Here is a 16,269-nt window from a genome sequence, read left to right as displayed (position 1 = left end):
CTATCTATTGGAGAGACATTTATGCGTTTATCAGTTTCAAGCCGCAAATTTTTCATGGGCGTATCAACCGCTGCGTTGCTGGGTTTCAGCAGCAGTCCTGCAATCGCCGATGATCATGCAAAAAAGTTGACCACAGCCGAGCTCAATAAATTGAGCGCGAACGGGAATAGCGGTATGAAGAAAACCTCTGATTCATCAGAAAATACAATTCTACAGGAATGGACCGGCCCTTATGATGGAGTGCCGCCTTGGGATGAAGTGAAGGTATCCGATTTTCCAGGCGCTTTTGAACAAACCATGAAAGATATTAAGGCCGAATTTGTTGCCGTGCGCGATAATCCCGAGCCCGCAACTTTTGAAAATACGACCGTACCGCTGGAATTGGCTGGCAATAAAGCGAATGAGCTTTTCGCGATCTGGGGCGTGCACAGCAGCAATTTGTCCAACAGTGAAGTGCGTAAAATACAAGGCGAATGGCTTCCGAAAATTTCCGCTTTCTTTAATCAACTGACGCTCGATCCTAAGATTTTTGCGCGCTATAAAGCGGTTTATGACGGGCGGGAAGCGGCCGGTCTCGATGCCCAGCAAATGCGTCTGGTCGAACGAGACTATGAAGGTTTGGTACGAAATGGGGCCTTGCTCGAAGGCGCAGACAAGGAAAAGTTGATTGCGCTCAGCACGGATTTGTCAAAAGCCTTTAACGAGTTTTCGAACAAGGTTTTGGCGGATGAAGAAACCTTTATCTATCTTACCGATGAAGCCGAACTTGCTGGATTGCCAGCGAGCTTCATTGCTTCCATTGCCGAAGCGGCGAAAGAGCAAGGCAATGAAGGTTGGGCATTGAAAAACACCCGATCGGTTATGCAACCGTTTCTCCAAAATTCAACACGCCGGGATCTGCGAGAAAAAGTATATAATGCTTATATTAATCGCGGCGATAATGGCGATGCCAATGATACCAATGCCACTATTGCCAAGATCCTGAAAATACGCGCAGACCGCGCGGCCTTGCTGGGTTTCAAAACCCATGCACATTATCGGATGGCCGATACAATGGCGAAAGAGCCGGAAACTGCGATGGACTTGATGATGCAAGTCTGGCCTGCCGCTGTGGCCCGCGTGAAAGAAGAAGTCGCCGATATGCAAGAAATTGCCGATGCGGAAAGCGCGGGTATCACGATCAAACCTTGGGATTATCGCTTCTATGCGGAGAAGGTGCGCAAAGCAAAATATGATCTCGATGAAGCGGAAATCAAACCTTATTTCAAACTGGATAATATGGTTGAGGCCATGTTGGATGCCGCGAAAAAACTATATGGAATGGACTTCACCGAAAATACCGGTTCGGTTCCGGTATTCCAGCCTGACGTGCGGACGTTTGAAGTGCGGCGCGGTGACAAATTGGTTGGGCTTTTCTATCTCGATAATTTTGCCCGGGCCGGCAAACGCTCTGGCGCCTGGATGACTACCTATCGCAGCCAATATGAATTGGGTGGCAATAACCGCTACGTCTTGGCGTCCAACAATAACAATTTCGTCAAAGGCGGTGAGGGGTCACCGACGTTGATCAGCCTGGATGATGCATCAACCTTGTTCCATGAATTTGGTCATGCGCTGCATTATCTCAACTATGATATTAAATATCCCGGTCTTGGCGGAACGCCGCGGGATTTTGTTGAATATCCGAGTCAGGTGAATGAAAACTGGTTGCTGACGCGCTATGTGCTCGACAATTATGCAAAGCATGCCGAAACCGGTGAGCCGATGCCGCAGTCATTGGTGGACAAAATCAACAAGTCGAAAACCTTCAACGAAGGCTTTTCGACGGTAGAATATCTGTCTTCCGCGATTGTTGATATGAAATTGCACAATCGGACAGACCCGGTCACCGACCCGGATGCATTTGAACGGGAGACATTAGCGGAAATTGGCATGCCCGATACGATCGTTATGCGGCATCGTTTGCCCCAATTTAATCACCTGTTCTCATCCGATGCCTATTCCGCCGGCTATTACAGCTATTTATGGTCTGAAACCATGGATGCCGATACATGGGCGGCTTTTGAAGAAGCGGGCGATGTCTGGGACAAGGACACAGCCGAGCGGTTCCGCAAGATCATATTGTCAACGGCGAATGAGACCGATCGCAAGGAAGCCTATCGGCAATTCCGCGGGCGCGATCCAGAGGTTAAATATATCCTCAAGAAGCGCGGCTTTCCAGTGCCAGGAGAAACCGCTGAAGCTGCCGGTGGCGGTAAAAGCAACAGCAATGACTAAGCTGCATTAAGAATTTCGAAAAAGGCGGTCTGCGGGCCGCCTTTTTTGTTTCCGACAAGGCGTTGGTCGGCGCGCCAAAGCCAGTTGCTGGCGGGCGACACGGGTGTGTTTTTCTTTTCGGCTGTTGCGATAATCTGGCCTTGACCCCGGTTTGGGAGAATGACAGGTTTCGAATCGAAACTATTGAGAGGAAATGCTATGACCATCAATGCCGTCCGTACCCCTGACGAACGCTTTGCTGACATCCCCGACTTTGACTATCCGGTTCATTATGCTGAAGATTTACCAGGATATGACGGGCTTCGGGCAGCATGGATAGACGAAGGCCCGCGCGACGCTGATCGCGTGTTCCTCTGCTTGCACGGCGAACCCAGTTGGTCTTTTCTCTATCGGCGCATGATACCGGTCTTTCTCAAAAGCGGCGCGCGGGTTGTCGCGCCCGATTTTTTCGGTTTCGGGCGTTCGGACAAGCCGACAGAATTGGATGACTATACGTTCGATTTTCACCGGGATCATATTCTCGCTCTCGTGGCACGGCTCGATCTTCAAAATATCACTTTGGTGGTGCAGGATTGGGGAGGGCTGATTGGCCTGACTTTGCCCGTCGATGCTGGCTTTAAACAGCGCTTGTCACGGCTTATTGTTATGAACACCGGCCTCGGACTCGGCCGCACGCCGGGAGATGGGTTTAACGCGTGGAAAGAATTTGCTTTGAACACGCCGGAATTTAAAACTGGTCAGATAATTGCTAGTGGCACACCGCATCTGACCGAACAGGAAATTGCGGCCTATGACGCACCCTTTCCAGACCCCAGCTACCAAGCGGGCGCACGCAAATTTCCCGCTCTTGTCCCCGTATCACCCGATATGGATGGCGTAGAGGTGAGCACCAAAGCAGCGCTATTCTGGAAAGATGAATGGCAAGGCGACAGTTTCATGGCAATTGGCGACGCCGATCCGGTACTCGGACCGCCCGCCATGCTAAAATTGCGGCAACTCATCAACGGCTGCCCCGAACCGATGATGATTGAAGGTGGCGGCCATTTTGTTCAGGAATGGGGAGAACCCATTGCCAAGGCCGCGTTGGAATCCTTCGGAGGCCGTTAGCTTAGGCTGCCATCGCAGTCTTGCTAAAGCTCTCGGTGAAGCGGGGTTCCATAGGTTGGCTGGACACAATCGCTAAGGGCAAAGCCGTTTCACAATGTGCACATTCCGCGCTGAATCGGCCAACATGCCAATGGGATTTGCCGCAACCGGGGCAGCGATTGACTATGTCGAGATGATACATGGGTTGATAGCCGCGCTGTAAAATTGCGCTGTGTTGCTGATTATTGGGTTCGGCCAATACGTCTTGAGGACGGTTGACGAATGATCTTGGGGATAAATACATCGTTCTTCCTTCTCTGGGTTGCCAAAATATTCTCATGCAAACTAAGATTGGTTACTGAATTGACGGTGAACCGGTTTTTTCCGGCGATGAAAAGATAGAGGTTCACAGGAATGTAGATAGTATTTTTCCGCCATTTTATCGTGACATATCGCACAACTATCCCCAAGCCGTTGAATCACAGCCGAAAATAACGGAAAATTTAGTTGTTAAAACTTGTCAAATATTGACAGACGTCCTTAAAAATTGGTTAAAATTTCCTATTTCAAGGATTCTTCCAATAATCGCGCGAGTCGTAAACCGGATCTTTCAATCTGGAGTCGCACGGTCGGGATGAGGGCGCGGATTTCATCATTGTCAATTTGCCCCCGCCCTGTGATTTTGGGGCCGCAAGATGGTTTGTCCTCAGCGGTTGGATAGCTGAAATCACGGGCTATTTCCCATGCCTGTTTCGCCCAAAACTCGGTTGTTCCGAATGATTTATCTGCTTTTTCTTCAGCGCTATAGCGGCGCACCATGTTGGGTCCGTCGGAAATGGCGCGTTCAGCGAGCGGACCGTCCCATAACCAATGCAGATTCATCCGACCCTTAATCGCTCCATAAGCGGCACGGACATCATTGCCGCCGCGGTCGCTCCGGTCGCCGCTGTGGAGCGGCATGTGCATGTCGCCGACAAAATGGACCAAGAAGGTTAACGCTTCGAGCCGAATATGTGGGGGCAGCGACTTGTCTTTGAGCAGCGCTGCATTGCGATCAATTTGCGCGGAAACGCAATTGCCATTGCGGCAGGCGCTTTTAAGGTCAAAGGCTTTGCAAATGTCGACATTTTGGTAGTGCCACGGGCTGGTATAGCCCCAGCGCAACCGATCCCGGCGGATGCAATCCGGCCAGACGCTGGCATCGCTGATATTTTTGAGATCGCATTGCGGTGTTCCCAATAAGGCGGCCGCTTGAAATAATTGGTCCATGCGAGACTTGGTGACGGGATCAATATTGGCCTCGGCAATTTCGCCAATGGTGCGATGGGCGTAAGATCCCCAGGCCCATGCCGGACTGGATGCACAGAAAAGAACGACAAAGAGGATTTTTTTGATCATGTTCGAGCAATGCACCAATAAAATTACACCAATGTGTATTCTGTGCCTGTCTCGATCGAAAAATCCTAGATATTATTCCACATTCGCAACATTATATTTAATCGCTTCCGCCTTGGTCAGGCAACGGCGGGTGGATTGATCTTTGCCATCGGTTTTGATCGCTTTTTGCTTGTACATTATGTCTGTCAGCAGTTTACGAGAAACACCCATGCGAATAAGAAAGTCATTATCTTCTGTAGCGAGCAACGCACTTTCCTGTTCCACTTCTCCGATCAATTCAACCGTGGAATCAGTTCCCATTTCAATGCTGTAGTTAATCGCATTACGATCGCCTGTCATCGTGAACATATGCACCATGAAGCCGCCATCCGCTTCAATGATGCGCGCTCGCCCGCCCATGAAGACAAAGTTGCAAGCGCTAAAACAGCTCCAGCCGGCGGGAATACGCGTGATCATCAATCCGCCCAATTCCCGGATGATACGGCCCGCTTCGTTGCCTGCACGCGCATGACCGCCCGGCGAACGCAACCAAATTTCGGAAATATCGGGATTATCCTTCAACGCTTTTTTCAGGCGCTCGGGCAATCCAACGTCGACAACGCCTTCCGCGAGCAAAACCTTCGTTTCATTTTTTTCAATCGGTGTGAGGACCATTTTTGTATTGTTCGTCCAATTGGGTTCCGCTGGACAAGTCGGATTATCTTTGTCCATGACCAGCCGGTTATCGGCTTCGCTATTGCCTTGCACCGCGAACATGGCGCCCAGCATGAGGATTGATTTACAAAAACGCTTCATAGCTACTCTTTCTACTCTCTACGCATGATTATAGGCTAACATTAATATTCTCACAAGAAGTGCGATATTTCACAGACAAGCTGGAATTGGCGCGATAAACAGATTTTTCATCGCTTGCGACTAACACCCGAGAATAGTGAAGGTTGCAGCGCAGATCGATTGAAGCTACCAAATTCGGGAGGGAGAACAGATGGCTACTCAAATTTCACGCATATTTTCTGCGCTAGTCATTCTTACCTTTTCCGCGATCGCGGGCGTTCCGGCATTGTCTCAAGATCAAGACAGCTCGGCCGTTTCTGCGGAGTCATCGTCGGACGATCCGCCATTATCCGAAGCCGATCGCGCCTATGTTGCGCCGGTGGTTGATGAACCCGATTTACCAATTTTGCCGACAACGCCGCTATTGACCGATGAAGGCTATCCCGATTGCCGCGAGGATTTCCAAAAAATTGCCGCTCCCTTTGACAAGGCAGAGGATACAAATCGCTGCACCATTTTGCTCGATCGATATTATGCTGAAGTGCTAACGCCTTTTCGTCAGCGGATGATTGATCATCAAAATGAAATTTCGGCCCTATATACCGAGAGGGTTGCCGGTAAGATGATTTACTCCGCACAGAGCAGAGATGATTTTTACAAAAATATGCGCGCAGAGCATAGTGCGTCTGATCCAGACGGAGCGAATCTGGCAAGCTATCGCACCTTGGAAGCACGCTATCAACAAGACCGCGCTTATCTCCAAGACCGGTTTTGCTTTAACACCGGTTGTGGTGGCTATTCGGTTCCGGAATATGTTGCGGTTGAAGAGGAAACGGAAAAAGGCAAAAAGCCCAAAAAATCGAAAACGGCGCGAAAGTCCAAGGGGCCGCAAAAATGCAAAAAGGCTAAGAAACGGGGCGGTGTTTTTGGCGGTTTGCTTGGCGGTGTTGCCGGCAATGCTGCTGGTCTTGGTAAAATTGGAACGATTATTTCGAGCGCAGCGGGAGCGGTGCTGGTTGGCGAAATTGCTTGTCAGCTAACCGAGGACGAACAGAAAGAGGCGGCTGCGGCAACGGTTAAAGTGACCGAAAAGGAAGAAGTCGGCGCAACCGCTGCATGGACCAGCCCATCTCGAGCCGGTGTGTCAGGATCATCCACTGTTACCGCACTGAACACAGAGCCCAATGGCCGCAAATGTTTGAATATTACTGACGTGGCGATCATAGATGGTGTTGAAACGCGAATATCGAAACAAATGTGCCGCGGTCAAGGTGATGAAGGTTATTCAATTCTGGCCTAAGTATAGAGGTTTAGGCAAAATCTTCCTTGATAAAATCTGCGGCCCGTTCTCCGATCATCATGCTCGGCGCATTGGTGTTGCCGCTGATAATTTCCGGCATAATGGACGCATCGGCAATATAAAGACCATCTAACCCTTTGAACTTCAGCCTGTTGTCGACCACAGCATCATCATCTTGGCCCATACGGCAGCTACCCACAGGGTGGTAAACCGTGTCGGCCCGATCCCGGATCAGCGCATCCAATGCATCGTCATCGCTCATATCGATAGGGTGGCGGTTGGTCGGCTTAAAATCCGTCAACGGCGGCGCTTCCATGATCCGCTGCATATAACGGACACCGGCGCGTAACGTGGCAATATCGCGATCATCATCCAGAAAATTCGGATCAATAGAAGGCGGTGCGGTGGGATCGGCATTGTGCAACCGGACGGTGCCTTTGCTATGCGGGCGCAACACGCAGGCGTGACAGCTAAAGCCATGGCCTTTGACCTTTTCGCGACCATGATCTTCAAGCATCGCTGGGACGAAATGATATTGAATGTCTGGGGCCGGTACATCTGGATTTGAACTCCAAAAACCACCTGCTTCGGCATAGGGACTTGTCATAATTCCTGTGCGTTTGAGGCGGTGCTCGATAATCGCCTTACCCATTCGCACGGTGCCTTCCAAAGAATCGCCGATCAGTTCTTTGGATTCGGTTTTATAGCCGGATACAAAATCAATATGATCTTTGAGATTGGCACCGACTTCCGCTTTGTCGGCCACAACCGGAATATTCTTGTCCTGAAGATGTTGGCCGGGTCCTATCCCGGATAATTGCAAAATATGCGGCGAACCAAAGGCGCCAGCAGATAATATGACGGCGCCCTTGGCCGAGATTTTTTCTTGGTTGTGGCCACGTTTGATCTGAACGCCGGTGACCCGGCCGTTGTCGACGAGCAATTTTTCAACCAAGGATTTTGTTTTGATATCGAGATTTTGGCGATTGCGACCCGGCTCAACATAGGCCCGGGCGGCAGACCATCGTTCGCCGCCTTTTTGGGTCACTTGATAAATGCCCATGCCTTCTTGATTGGCGCCATTAAAGTCATCAAGGATGGGAATTTGAAGGTTCCGGGCGGCTTCAACAAAAGCGATACTGCCTGGGTTTAAATATTTCTGATCAGAAACTGATAACGGGCCGGTATCGCCATGATAGGCATCACCGCCGCGTTCGTTGCTTTCTGATTTTTTGAAATAAGGTAGGACGTCATCATAGCTCCATCCAGCACAGCCCATATCAGCCCAGTTGTCATAATCCCACTTGTTACCGCGAATATAGACCATGGCATTAATAGCACTGGATCCGCCAAGACCGCGACCGCGAGGTTGGTACCCAATGCGGCCATTTAATCCCTTTTGTGGAACGGTATCAAATTGCCAATTGGCGTTTTTCAGAAGAAAAGGCATCATTCCGGGTGTCTTGACCAGGAAGTTGTTGTTATTTCCTCCTGCCTCAATCAGGCAAACGGATTTTTTTCCATCTTCACTCAGCCGTCCGGCGACTGCGCTGCCTGCGGACCCGCCGCCGATGACGATGAAGTCATATTCTGCCATGATTTTTTCTCCTGTTTCGCCCAGCGTTTTTTTATAGTTTCACTGCTTTCGCGAGAGCCATCGTGGCTCCAGCCTGGCGGTTTTATCAAATAGTTTATCTTGTAACGCCACGGCGCCGACCAAAGATCTTTAAATATTCCGATCCATTCGTGAAAGGCGGCCCAGAGGACATTATAGCTGTTTAAGTTTTTGATGATCCCATATTCAATTGTCTCTGCCTCTGTTTCCGGTTCAAATGTACCGAATATTTTGTCCCAGACAATGAAGACACCGGCATAATTGCGATCAAGATAGCGCGGATTGGTGGCGTGGTGGACCCGATGATGAGAAGGCGTATTCATCACCGCTTCAAACCAGCGCGGCATGCGGTCAATCGCTTCCGTGTGGATCCAATATTGATAAACCAAATTGATCCCGGCCAGAAAGAAGATCAACGCCGGAGGAAATCCTAAGAAAAATAGCGGCATCCGAAAGAGGAAACTGAGCGCGAAAAAGCCAGTCCAAGTCTGGCGCAATGCTGTGGTGAGATTATAGTGCTGGCTGCTATGATGGATAACATGAGCAGCCCAGAACCAGCGCACCCGATGGGCTGTCCGATGAAACCAGTAATAAGCGAAATCATCCAAAATAAATGCCATGGGCAGCACCCAAAGAGCATTGGCCCAACTGAGCTGGAAATCAAATAAGCGCTGGCCATAGACCCACATTGCCAGGGCAAAAACAAGGCCGCCAGTGAGCAGACCGGCAACCACGCTCCCACTTCCCAAGGACAGCGATGTGATCGCATCTTTGGTTTCGTAGCGAATGCGATCATTGCGTCGGCTCCACCACCATTCCGCTGTGAAGGTCACCACGAAAAAGGGAATGGCCCATAGGGTTGGGGAAGGGAAGCTCTCCATAGCCGACTATTTACATGAATGTTAGCGACTGTCTAGGGACAGTCTTGTGCGGGTTGCTATGCAAATTATTGCGCACCGTTGGATAGCGCTTCAACCAGCGCTCGCACCGGGCTGATATCATAGCCTGCATTTCCGGCGAGCCGAGAAATCTCATCCGGTGCCATACCTTTTTTGGCCTGCGCAAGTGACCAGAGCAACGTGGAGCGTGTCCCGGATCGACAATAAGCCAGCGCTTTGCCATCTGCGCCATCCAAGGCGGCAATCATTGCATCTACTTGGGGGGCGGAAAAGCCACTATGGGTAATCGGTATGCTGATATAACTGAGACCAGCGGCTTGGGCTGCTGCTTCTATAGCGGCGCTTTGCGGGGCGTCAGGATCCTCGCCATCAGGGCGATTATTGATGATCAACGTCACCCCTTCGGATTTGGCGATGGCAATATCATCCAGTGCGATTTGCGGGGCTACACTGATTTCATCGTTTATTTTTCGGAACATGGTTTCAGCCTTTTCTATTGGTATAGAGGAATTTTGTGCCGGATATTGGTTCGTGTAGATCAGCATCAGGCCGCTTATCCCAATGCCACAAGCGAACAATAATGTGAGCGCCAATTTCACACACTTTCCTCTTGGGCTTCCGTAACTTCTTGAATGACATGGAGAAATGCTTCTCCGTATTTTTCAAGCTTGGCCGCGCCGATACCGGGAAGTTCGGCTAAGCCTGCCAAGTTGCGCGGTTTGAAGCCGGTCATATCGCGAAGCACACTGTCGTGGAAAATGACATAAGGCGGTACGCCTTGTTCTTTAGCCAAAAGCATTCTTTTGGCGCGCAACGCGTCAAATAACGGATCGCCGACAGGGTTGGGAGAAGTGCCGCTGCGCCGTTTTTTCCGTTCGCGTTTGGGCGGTTCAACAATCGCGACCTCTTTTTCACCCTTCAATATGGCGCGGGCTTCCGGACCGAACATCAGGCCGCCATGTTCGGTGTTACGCAAAGCATCGCGCAGCAGCAAAGAGCGGGACACCGGTTTGATCAAAGGGGCGTCGTCTTGATCGACAATATCAAAGACCGATAATTGATCATGGCCGCGTGAAACCACTTTGTCTTCCGGCTTTCCCGTCAACACGGCTTCAAGATGACCGACCCCGAAATTTTGCCCGGTGCGATAGACGGCGGAGAGGAATTTGCGCGCCAGTTCGGTGACGTTTCTCGTGGTGGGAGCGTGCAGGCAATTGTCACAATTGCCGCAGGTTTCCGGCGGTTGTTCACCAAAATGCTGCAACAAAATAGCCCGTCGGCAGCCCGCGGCTTCGACCAAGCCGCCCAGCGCAGCCAAGCGGATACGTTCATTATTGAGCCGGGTTTCATCTACTTCCGACAGGCGTTGCCGGGCGCGAGCGAAATCCTCGGAGCCCCAGAACATATGGGCTTCTGCGGGATCTCCATCGCGACCGGCGCGCCCGGTTTCTTGATAATAGGCTTCAATAGACTTGGGCAGTCCGGCATGGGCGACAAACCGCACGTCGGGCTTGTCGATTCCCATACCAAAGGCAATAGTCGCAACCATCACCATATCTTCGGAAGCGACAAATTCGGCCTGGTTTTTCTGGCGCAACTCTGGCGGCAATCCTGCATGATAGGCGCGGGCACTGCGACCGGTTCTGGCAATCTGGTCAGCAATTTTCTCGGTCGCGTTGCGCGTGGGCGCATAGATGATCCCGCAGCCAGCAGTTCGATCAACAAGCTCGACAATCTGGCGAGTCAAACCTTTGCGCGGTGAAATCGTATAGCGGATATTGGGGCGATCAAATCCGGCAATGATCAAGCCATCTTGTTCGATTCCCAGCTGCACCAATATGTCGTCTCGAGTATGTGCATCGGCAGTCGCGGTTAAAGCCAAACGTGGGACGGCTTTGAAATGATCGAGCAAGGGCCTGAGCAATCGATAATCGGGCCGAAAATCATGCCCCCATTCGGAAACACAATGGGCCTCATCAATGGCGATGAGTGATATATTGGCCTGTTCCAGCAAATTTCGGAAATGGTCTCCTGATGCCCGTTCTGGTGCGGCGTAGAGCAAGTCCAACTGCCCGGCCTTAAGCCGCGCGATTGTCTCGGCGCGATTGTCGTCCGCCGAGGTCAGGGTGGCCGCCCGAATGCCGACGGCTTCGGCGCTTCTGAGCTGATCATGCATCAACGCGATCAACGGTGAAATGACGATCACCGTGCCTTCATTGGCAATGGCCGGCAATTGATAGCATAGCGATTTACCCGCACCGGTCGGCATAACGGCCAAGCTGTTCTGACCATCCATGACGCGCGTCAAAACTTGGTCCTGAACGCCGCGAAAATTGTTAAAACCGAAGGTGGATTTCAACAGAGGCAAAAGATGATCGGTCATCTTTCCGTCCTACCCAGCGGAGCGACTGAGTAAACCGTTAAAGTCAAATTTGCCGAATTTATCTGATCATCATTCCGTCATTAAGCGTGCGGCGCGCCAGAAATGAAAGCCGGCCCAGATATTAAACAATGCCAATATCGCCAAGGCCTGTTGCAATGCCGCCGCTTCGCTCAGAGTGCTCGCAAAAAAGTCAGACAATATGCCGACAAAAACCGGCCCGATGCCGAGACCGATTATCCCTGCAATCAGCAGATAAATGGCCACCGCCATGGCCCGCGTCTGATCGCTCGCAAGCTTTTGAATCGCCGCAAAATTGGGACCAAAATAAAATGTTGCAGCAAATGTGGGAATGGCCAGAAGCAGGACCGCCATATTGGCGTTGGTACCATATACGGCCCATATCATACCGGGTGTCGAAACAACCAAGACGATGGCTGCCACCAGCAGCGGCAGAGTTGGGCGCAATTTTCCAAAATAGTCGCCAGCTTGACCACCCAGCCAAGCGCCAAATCCGCCGGATAATCCAACCATGACGCCGAGTTTCCAACCCAATTCGCCGTAGCCAATGGCATGAACACGGACAAATAAACCACCATAAAAACTGGCTAAACCATAAGATACAAATTGGACTAGCACGCCTGCTGCGACCAAATGCCAATAGGCCGGTTTGGATGACAGGACAGACAAAGCTTGGCCGAACGTCATTTTGCTGGGATCTCTTTGGAAGGCGGTCTTGAGTGAAATATTCCCACGTGGGTCAGCCACGGTGAACCAGATGACTAAGGCGATGAGAATGCCAGGTACCCCTGCCAATAAAAAGGCGGCTCGCCAACTGAAATTTTCTGCGATCCAACCCCCGCCAGCATAAGCGATAAACGCTCCTATCGGGACAGACATTCCCAATATGCCCAAAGCGCCCGCGCGTTTTTCGGGGGGGAATAAATCTGCGATAAGAGAATGAGACGCCGGAGAAGATCCTGCTTCTCCGATACCCACGCCAACACGTGCTAGAAATATCTGGATGAAATTATTCGCCAAGCCGCAAGCGATGGTCATGGCAGACCAGATGGCTATGGCGATCGCAATGATCCGGCTGCGGTTCCATTTGTCCGCTAAGGCCGCCACCGGAATGGCTAAGGTTGTATAAAACAGGGCAAAGGATAGCCCGGTCATGAACCCGATTTGGGTGTCACTTAAATCGAGATCCTGTTTAATAGGTTCCGCCAATATTGAAATAATCTGGCGATCGAGAAAATTGAGCATGGTGACGACAAACAGCACGGCGAGCACATATTTGGGGAACCGACTCTCGGTCGATACTGGGCTTTCAGCGCTATCGGGTGCGGCTGTCATAAGCGTGTGTGACATGGGAAAGCCGCAAGTGATACCCTTTGTTTAATTAGGATTGATTGTGTCAGCCGCGCGTTCATCACTCGGTGTTGGCGGCGGTGGGTCTTGACTGAAACTATTGTTAAACTGGGCGCTGAATCCAGGCGCCGGCGGATTGCGCGGTACATCCAAATTCCCTGCGGCAATTGCGCGCAATATGGCCAATCGTTCGCGTACGGATGTTGCAACACATTGTGTGTCCGCACAGGCATCGCGAATATCAGTCCGCCATGCTCTTTGTTGCTTTTGCAATCGCGGAGCATTGGGTCCTGCGGCAGCCATGGCTTTTTTGTAAACGGTGGACAATGTGCGGTCCAGCTTCGCCAATTGGGGTGTATCACAAATCAAATATTCAACGCGTTGGGTGGCCTTGGCGCAATCGAAACTCGGAGCATCGGGCGGCGGTGCAACCGGTTCTACCGGAGCGTCAACAGGGGGATCTTCTGGCTCTACCGCTCCCGGTTCTGTTCCCATATTCTCGATCGGATCAACCGGGTTGGCGACGGCCATGGGCTCTTCATTGCTCATCGTGCTCCAGATCAAAAATCCCGCCACGCCCGCGACAAACAGCGCTGCTAAGGTGACAAACAAGGCGACATTGGCTTTAGGTTGTTCAGTCTCCCACTCATCTTCGTCATCATGAAAAGTTTCGGCTTCAGTTTCCGGTTCCGGATCTGAGGCTGCGAGCAATTGTTCCTCTGGCTCTGCTTCTAAAGCGGCCGGTTTAATCGCTGCAGAATCCGTAGTCGATTCTGCACGGTCTTGATCATGATTCTCTGTGCTATCAGCATTGGCAGGCGAGGCTTGGCTTTCGCTTTCGCCATTGCCGCTATGTTCAATCAGGTCATCAACGGTCATGGTTTTCTGAACCGTGCCCGCTAGTTGATGGGCTTTGGCCGCGACGCGTTCAATCGTGCTTTCTCGTTTTTCGAGCCAATCGATCCATTGTGAGCTGGCCAAATGATAGGCAAGCTCATCAGGGGCGAGTTCTTCCAAACGTACTGGAATTATCGCTTTACGGGAGGAATCCGCCAATATTAATTCCCGTTTCACATGGGGGCTTTTGTCGGATTTGCTGCAGAAGAGCAGTAAAGTGGCGCAACTTTCGTCTATCGCTCTTTTAATCGCCATATCGAAGGCTTCGCTGGGTTCCACATCACGCGGAGCGAGCCAGCATGTCACGCCATATTTGGCCAATGATTTTTCGAGCTCCAGCGCAATCGGTAACTTGCTGGAATGGTGGCTGATAAACAGCTGCGTGGCTGATTGCTTCCCCATATGTCCCCCAATATCCCTTTTGTGATCGTCATCACGAGCCCGGCTATAGCTTGATGAACATGACTAAAGCCATAATTTGCGGCAATTGTAAAATCTATCTACAGTGACGCTATGGGGCAAAATGTCGATCAAACCAAGTCAGCCATTGATAAGGGCAATTTGTTGCTGGCTTATGATCTGGCGCGTGTCGCGATTGACAATGGCGATGACTCTGAAGAATTGCGCCATCTGCTTGTGCTCACCTTGGCGCGCATGGGCGACGGGTCACAAGCCATGGCGCTCTACCATGAATATGGGCTCGATCGCTCATCAAACGCTCATCATCGCTCCATTGCCGCGCGTATATTGAAAGATGCAGCGCTGGCATTACCCGAAGGTAATAATCGCCATATGGCGCTGACTTCTGCTTACCGGGCCTATGCTGATATTTATGAGGCAAGCGGGGATGCCTATCCAGCGATAAATGCGGCCAGCCTGGCATTGTTGAGCGGTCAAAAGTCGCAAGCGCAAGAATTGGCTTCGGCCATTATCGATCGCTCGGAAATAGCCCATCCCAAATCCTATTATGACGCAGCAACCTTGGCTGAAGCGTTGCTGATCAACGAACGTGTCGATGAGGCTGCTGCGGCTTTGTTTATGGCTAGTCAAATGGCTGACGCCAATAGCGGAGCCAAGTCGAGCACCATCCGGCAACTCGCCTTGCTCGCGAAAATATTGCGGCTGGATGAAAGCCGGGAAAACGATATGTTGGCGCCTATCTCGCCGCCAACTGTGATCCATTTTGCGGGCCATATGTTTCTGGAAGACGCGGAGGTTGAAGCGCAATTGCGGTCCGAAATAAACGGATTTCTGGACCAGAATAATGCCGATTTTGCTTATGGCTCTTTGGCGGCAGGGTCCGATATTTTAATCGCTGAAGCGATAATCGCTCGCGGCGGAGAATTGCATGTAACACTACCCTTTGTGAAAGACGATTTTATCGCGCAATCGGTATTGCCTGCGGGCCAAGGGTGGATAGCACGGTTTGAAAAATGTCTCGCTGCGGCCAAAAGCGTCCATTTTGCTACAGAAATGAATTATGTCGGAGACGCCGCTCAATTTGGATATGCCAGCAAGGTTGCCATGGGTATGGCGAAATTGCGGTCCGAATATCTTGGCACACCGCCCCAGCAATTGGCTATTTGGGACGAACTGCCCGTAGACGGACCAGCTGGTACCGGTGCGGATGTCAAAGTCTGGGCAGATTTCGGGGGCGCAACGACGGTAATAAAAGCCGGCGTTATCAATCGTGATTTGGCGTGGCCGGTTCAACCGGATACGGACAATCTGGAACGCGGTCTGGCGGCTTATCTGTTCACAGATTTTCCTGGATTCTCGAAATTAGCTGAGGCTAATCTTCCTGCCTTTTGGAAAGGTGTTATGGGGCGGATGGCTAGCGTTTTGGAGCAATATCCCGACCAGATTTTGGCCAAGAATAGCTGGGGCGATGCGGTATTGGCGATAACCTTGGATGCGCCGGTGGCCGCTGATATTGCCTTGGCCTTGCAGGAATCGTTGGAAGATTTCGACTATGAATTGCTTGGCCTGTCCGAAGGGACGGGCATGCGCATTGGGGTGCATTATGGCCCGGCCTATCAGACGCAAGATCTCATCACTGGCAAGACCACGTTTTATGGGACCGAAGTATCCCGCGCAGCGCGCATCGAACCGGTAACCCCGCCGGGAGCCGTATTTGTGACCGAACCTTTTGCAGCCATTTTGGTTTTGGAAGCGCCGGATCAATTCAAATGTCGCTATGTCGGAAATGTGGAATTTGCCAAGGGCTATGGCACCTATCCAATTTATCGCCTGACCGCTGTCTAACCGATTA

13 protein-coding genes are annotated in these 16,269 nt (G+C 51.2%); 4 read left to right on the top strand and 9 right to left on the bottom strand.

Annotation, left to right across the window (positions count from 1 at the left end):
- Positions 1-21 precede the first annotated feature (21 nt).
- Both ABJU74_RS10640 and ABJU74_RS10635 read left to right on the top strand, forming a co-directional pair.
- Positions 22-2,277 carry a M3 family metallopeptidase gene (locus tag ABJU74_RS10640; RefSeq protein ID WP_348384188.1) on the top strand — a complete coding sequence of 752 codons (2,256 nt, stop codon included), beginning with the start codon at positions 22-24 and terminating at the stop codon, positions 2,275-2,277.
- 198 nt (positions 2,278-2,475) lie between these two features.
- Positions 2,476-3,384: a haloalkane dehalogenase gene (locus ABJU74_RS10635; RefSeq protein WP_348384187.1), complete on the top strand. Its 909-nt coding sequence runs from the start codon at positions 2,476-2,478 to the stop codon at positions 3,382-3,384.
- A gap of 1 nt (position 3,385) precedes the next feature.
- On the opposite strand, the gene ABJU74_RS10630 is transcribed toward ABJU74_RS10635, so the two are convergent.
- The 3 genes from ABJU74_RS10630 to ABJU74_RS10620 all read right to left on the bottom strand — a co-directional run bounded on the left by ABJU74_RS10630 (position 3,386) and on the right by ABJU74_RS10620 (position 5,556).
- Positions 3,386-3,667 (bottom strand): hypothetical protein, encoded by a 282-nt coding sequence (locus tag ABJU74_RS10630; protein WP_348384186.1) that lies wholly within the window; start codon positions 3,665-3,667, stop codon positions 3,386-3,388.
- A 257-nt stretch (positions 3,668-3,924) separates the two neighbouring features.
- On the bottom strand, positions 3,925-4,761 hold the full coding sequence (locus ABJU74_RS10625) for a S1/P1 nuclease (RefSeq protein ID WP_348384185.1): 837 nt from the start codon (positions 4,759-4,761) through the stop codon (positions 3,925-3,927).
- Between the two features lie 72 nt (positions 4,762-4,833).
- Positions 4,834-5,556 carry a hypothetical protein gene (locus tag ABJU74_RS10620; protein ID WP_348384184.1) on the bottom strand — a complete coding sequence of 241 codons (723 nt, stop codon included), beginning with the start codon at positions 5,554-5,556 and terminating at the stop codon, positions 4,834-4,836.
- Between the two features lie 190 nt (positions 5,557-5,746).
- Between ABJU74_RS10620 and ABJU74_RS10615 the strand changes: the two genes are divergently transcribed.
- On the top strand, positions 5,747-6,835 hold the full coding sequence (locus tag ABJU74_RS10615) for a hypothetical protein (protein ID WP_348384183.1): 1,089 nt from the start codon (positions 5,747-5,749) through the stop codon (positions 6,833-6,835).
- Positions 6,836-6,845: 10 nt separating this feature from the next.
- Here the strand turns inward: ABJU74_RS10615 and ABJU74_RS10610 are convergent, their stop codons facing one another.
- The 6 genes from ABJU74_RS10610 to ABJU74_RS10585 all read right to left on the bottom strand — a co-directional run bounded on the left by ABJU74_RS10610 (position 6,846) and on the right by ABJU74_RS10585 (position 14,399).
- Positions 6,846-8,432 (bottom strand): GMC family oxidoreductase N-terminal domain-containing protein, encoded by a 1,587-nt coding sequence (locus ABJU74_RS10610; RefSeq protein ID WP_348384182.1) that lies wholly within the window; start codon positions 8,430-8,432, stop codon positions 6,846-6,848.
- Positions 8,366-9,331, bottom strand: a complete 966-nt coding sequence (locus ABJU74_RS10605) for a sterol desaturase family protein (protein ID WP_348384181.1) — start codon at positions 9,329-9,331, stop codon at positions 8,366-8,368. Before ABJU74_RS10605 ends, ABJU74_RS10610 begins: the two co-directional genes overlap by 67 nt.
- Positions 9,332-9,396: 65 nt before the next feature.
- Positions 9,397-9,948: a TIGR01244 family sulfur transferase gene (locus ABJU74_RS10600; RefSeq protein ID WP_348384180.1), complete on the bottom strand. Its 552-nt coding sequence runs from the start codon at positions 9,946-9,948 to the stop codon at positions 9,397-9,399.
- A complete protein-coding gene (gene recQ, locus ABJU74_RS10595; RefSeq protein ID WP_348384179.1) occupies positions 9,945-11,732 on the bottom strand; it encodes a DNA helicase RecQ in 1,788 nt (595 codons plus the stop codon). Before recQ ends, ABJU74_RS10600 begins: the two co-directional genes overlap by 4 nt.
- A 69-nt stretch (positions 11,733-11,801) precedes the next feature.
- Positions 11,802-13,100 (bottom strand): MFS transporter, encoded by a 1,299-nt coding sequence (locus ABJU74_RS10590; RefSeq protein WP_348384178.1) that lies wholly within the window; start codon positions 13,098-13,100, stop codon positions 11,802-11,804.
- Between the two features lie 27 nt (positions 13,101-13,127).
- Complete coding sequence (locus ABJU74_RS10585) at positions 13,128-14,399, bottom strand: TIR domain-containing protein (protein WP_348384176.1); 1,272 nt, start codon at positions 14,397-14,399, stop codon at positions 13,128-13,130.
- Positions 14,400-14,510: 111 nt separating this feature from the next.
- Here ABJU74_RS10585 and ABJU74_RS10580 point away from each other — a divergent pair, with 111 nt between their 5' ends.
- A complete protein-coding gene (locus ABJU74_RS10580) occupies positions 14,511-16,262 on the top strand; it encodes an adenylate/guanylate cyclase domain-containing protein (protein WP_348384175.1) in 1,752 nt (583 codons plus the stop codon).
- Positions 16,263-16,269 lie beyond the last annotated feature (7 nt).

The organism is Parasphingorhabdus sp., from assembly GCF_039982415.1.
Classification (GTDB): Bacteria; Pseudomonadota; Alphaproteobacteria; order Sphingomonadales; family Sphingomonadaceae; genus Parasphingorhabdus.
This window is presented reverse-complemented; position numbering and strand designations above follow the sequence as displayed.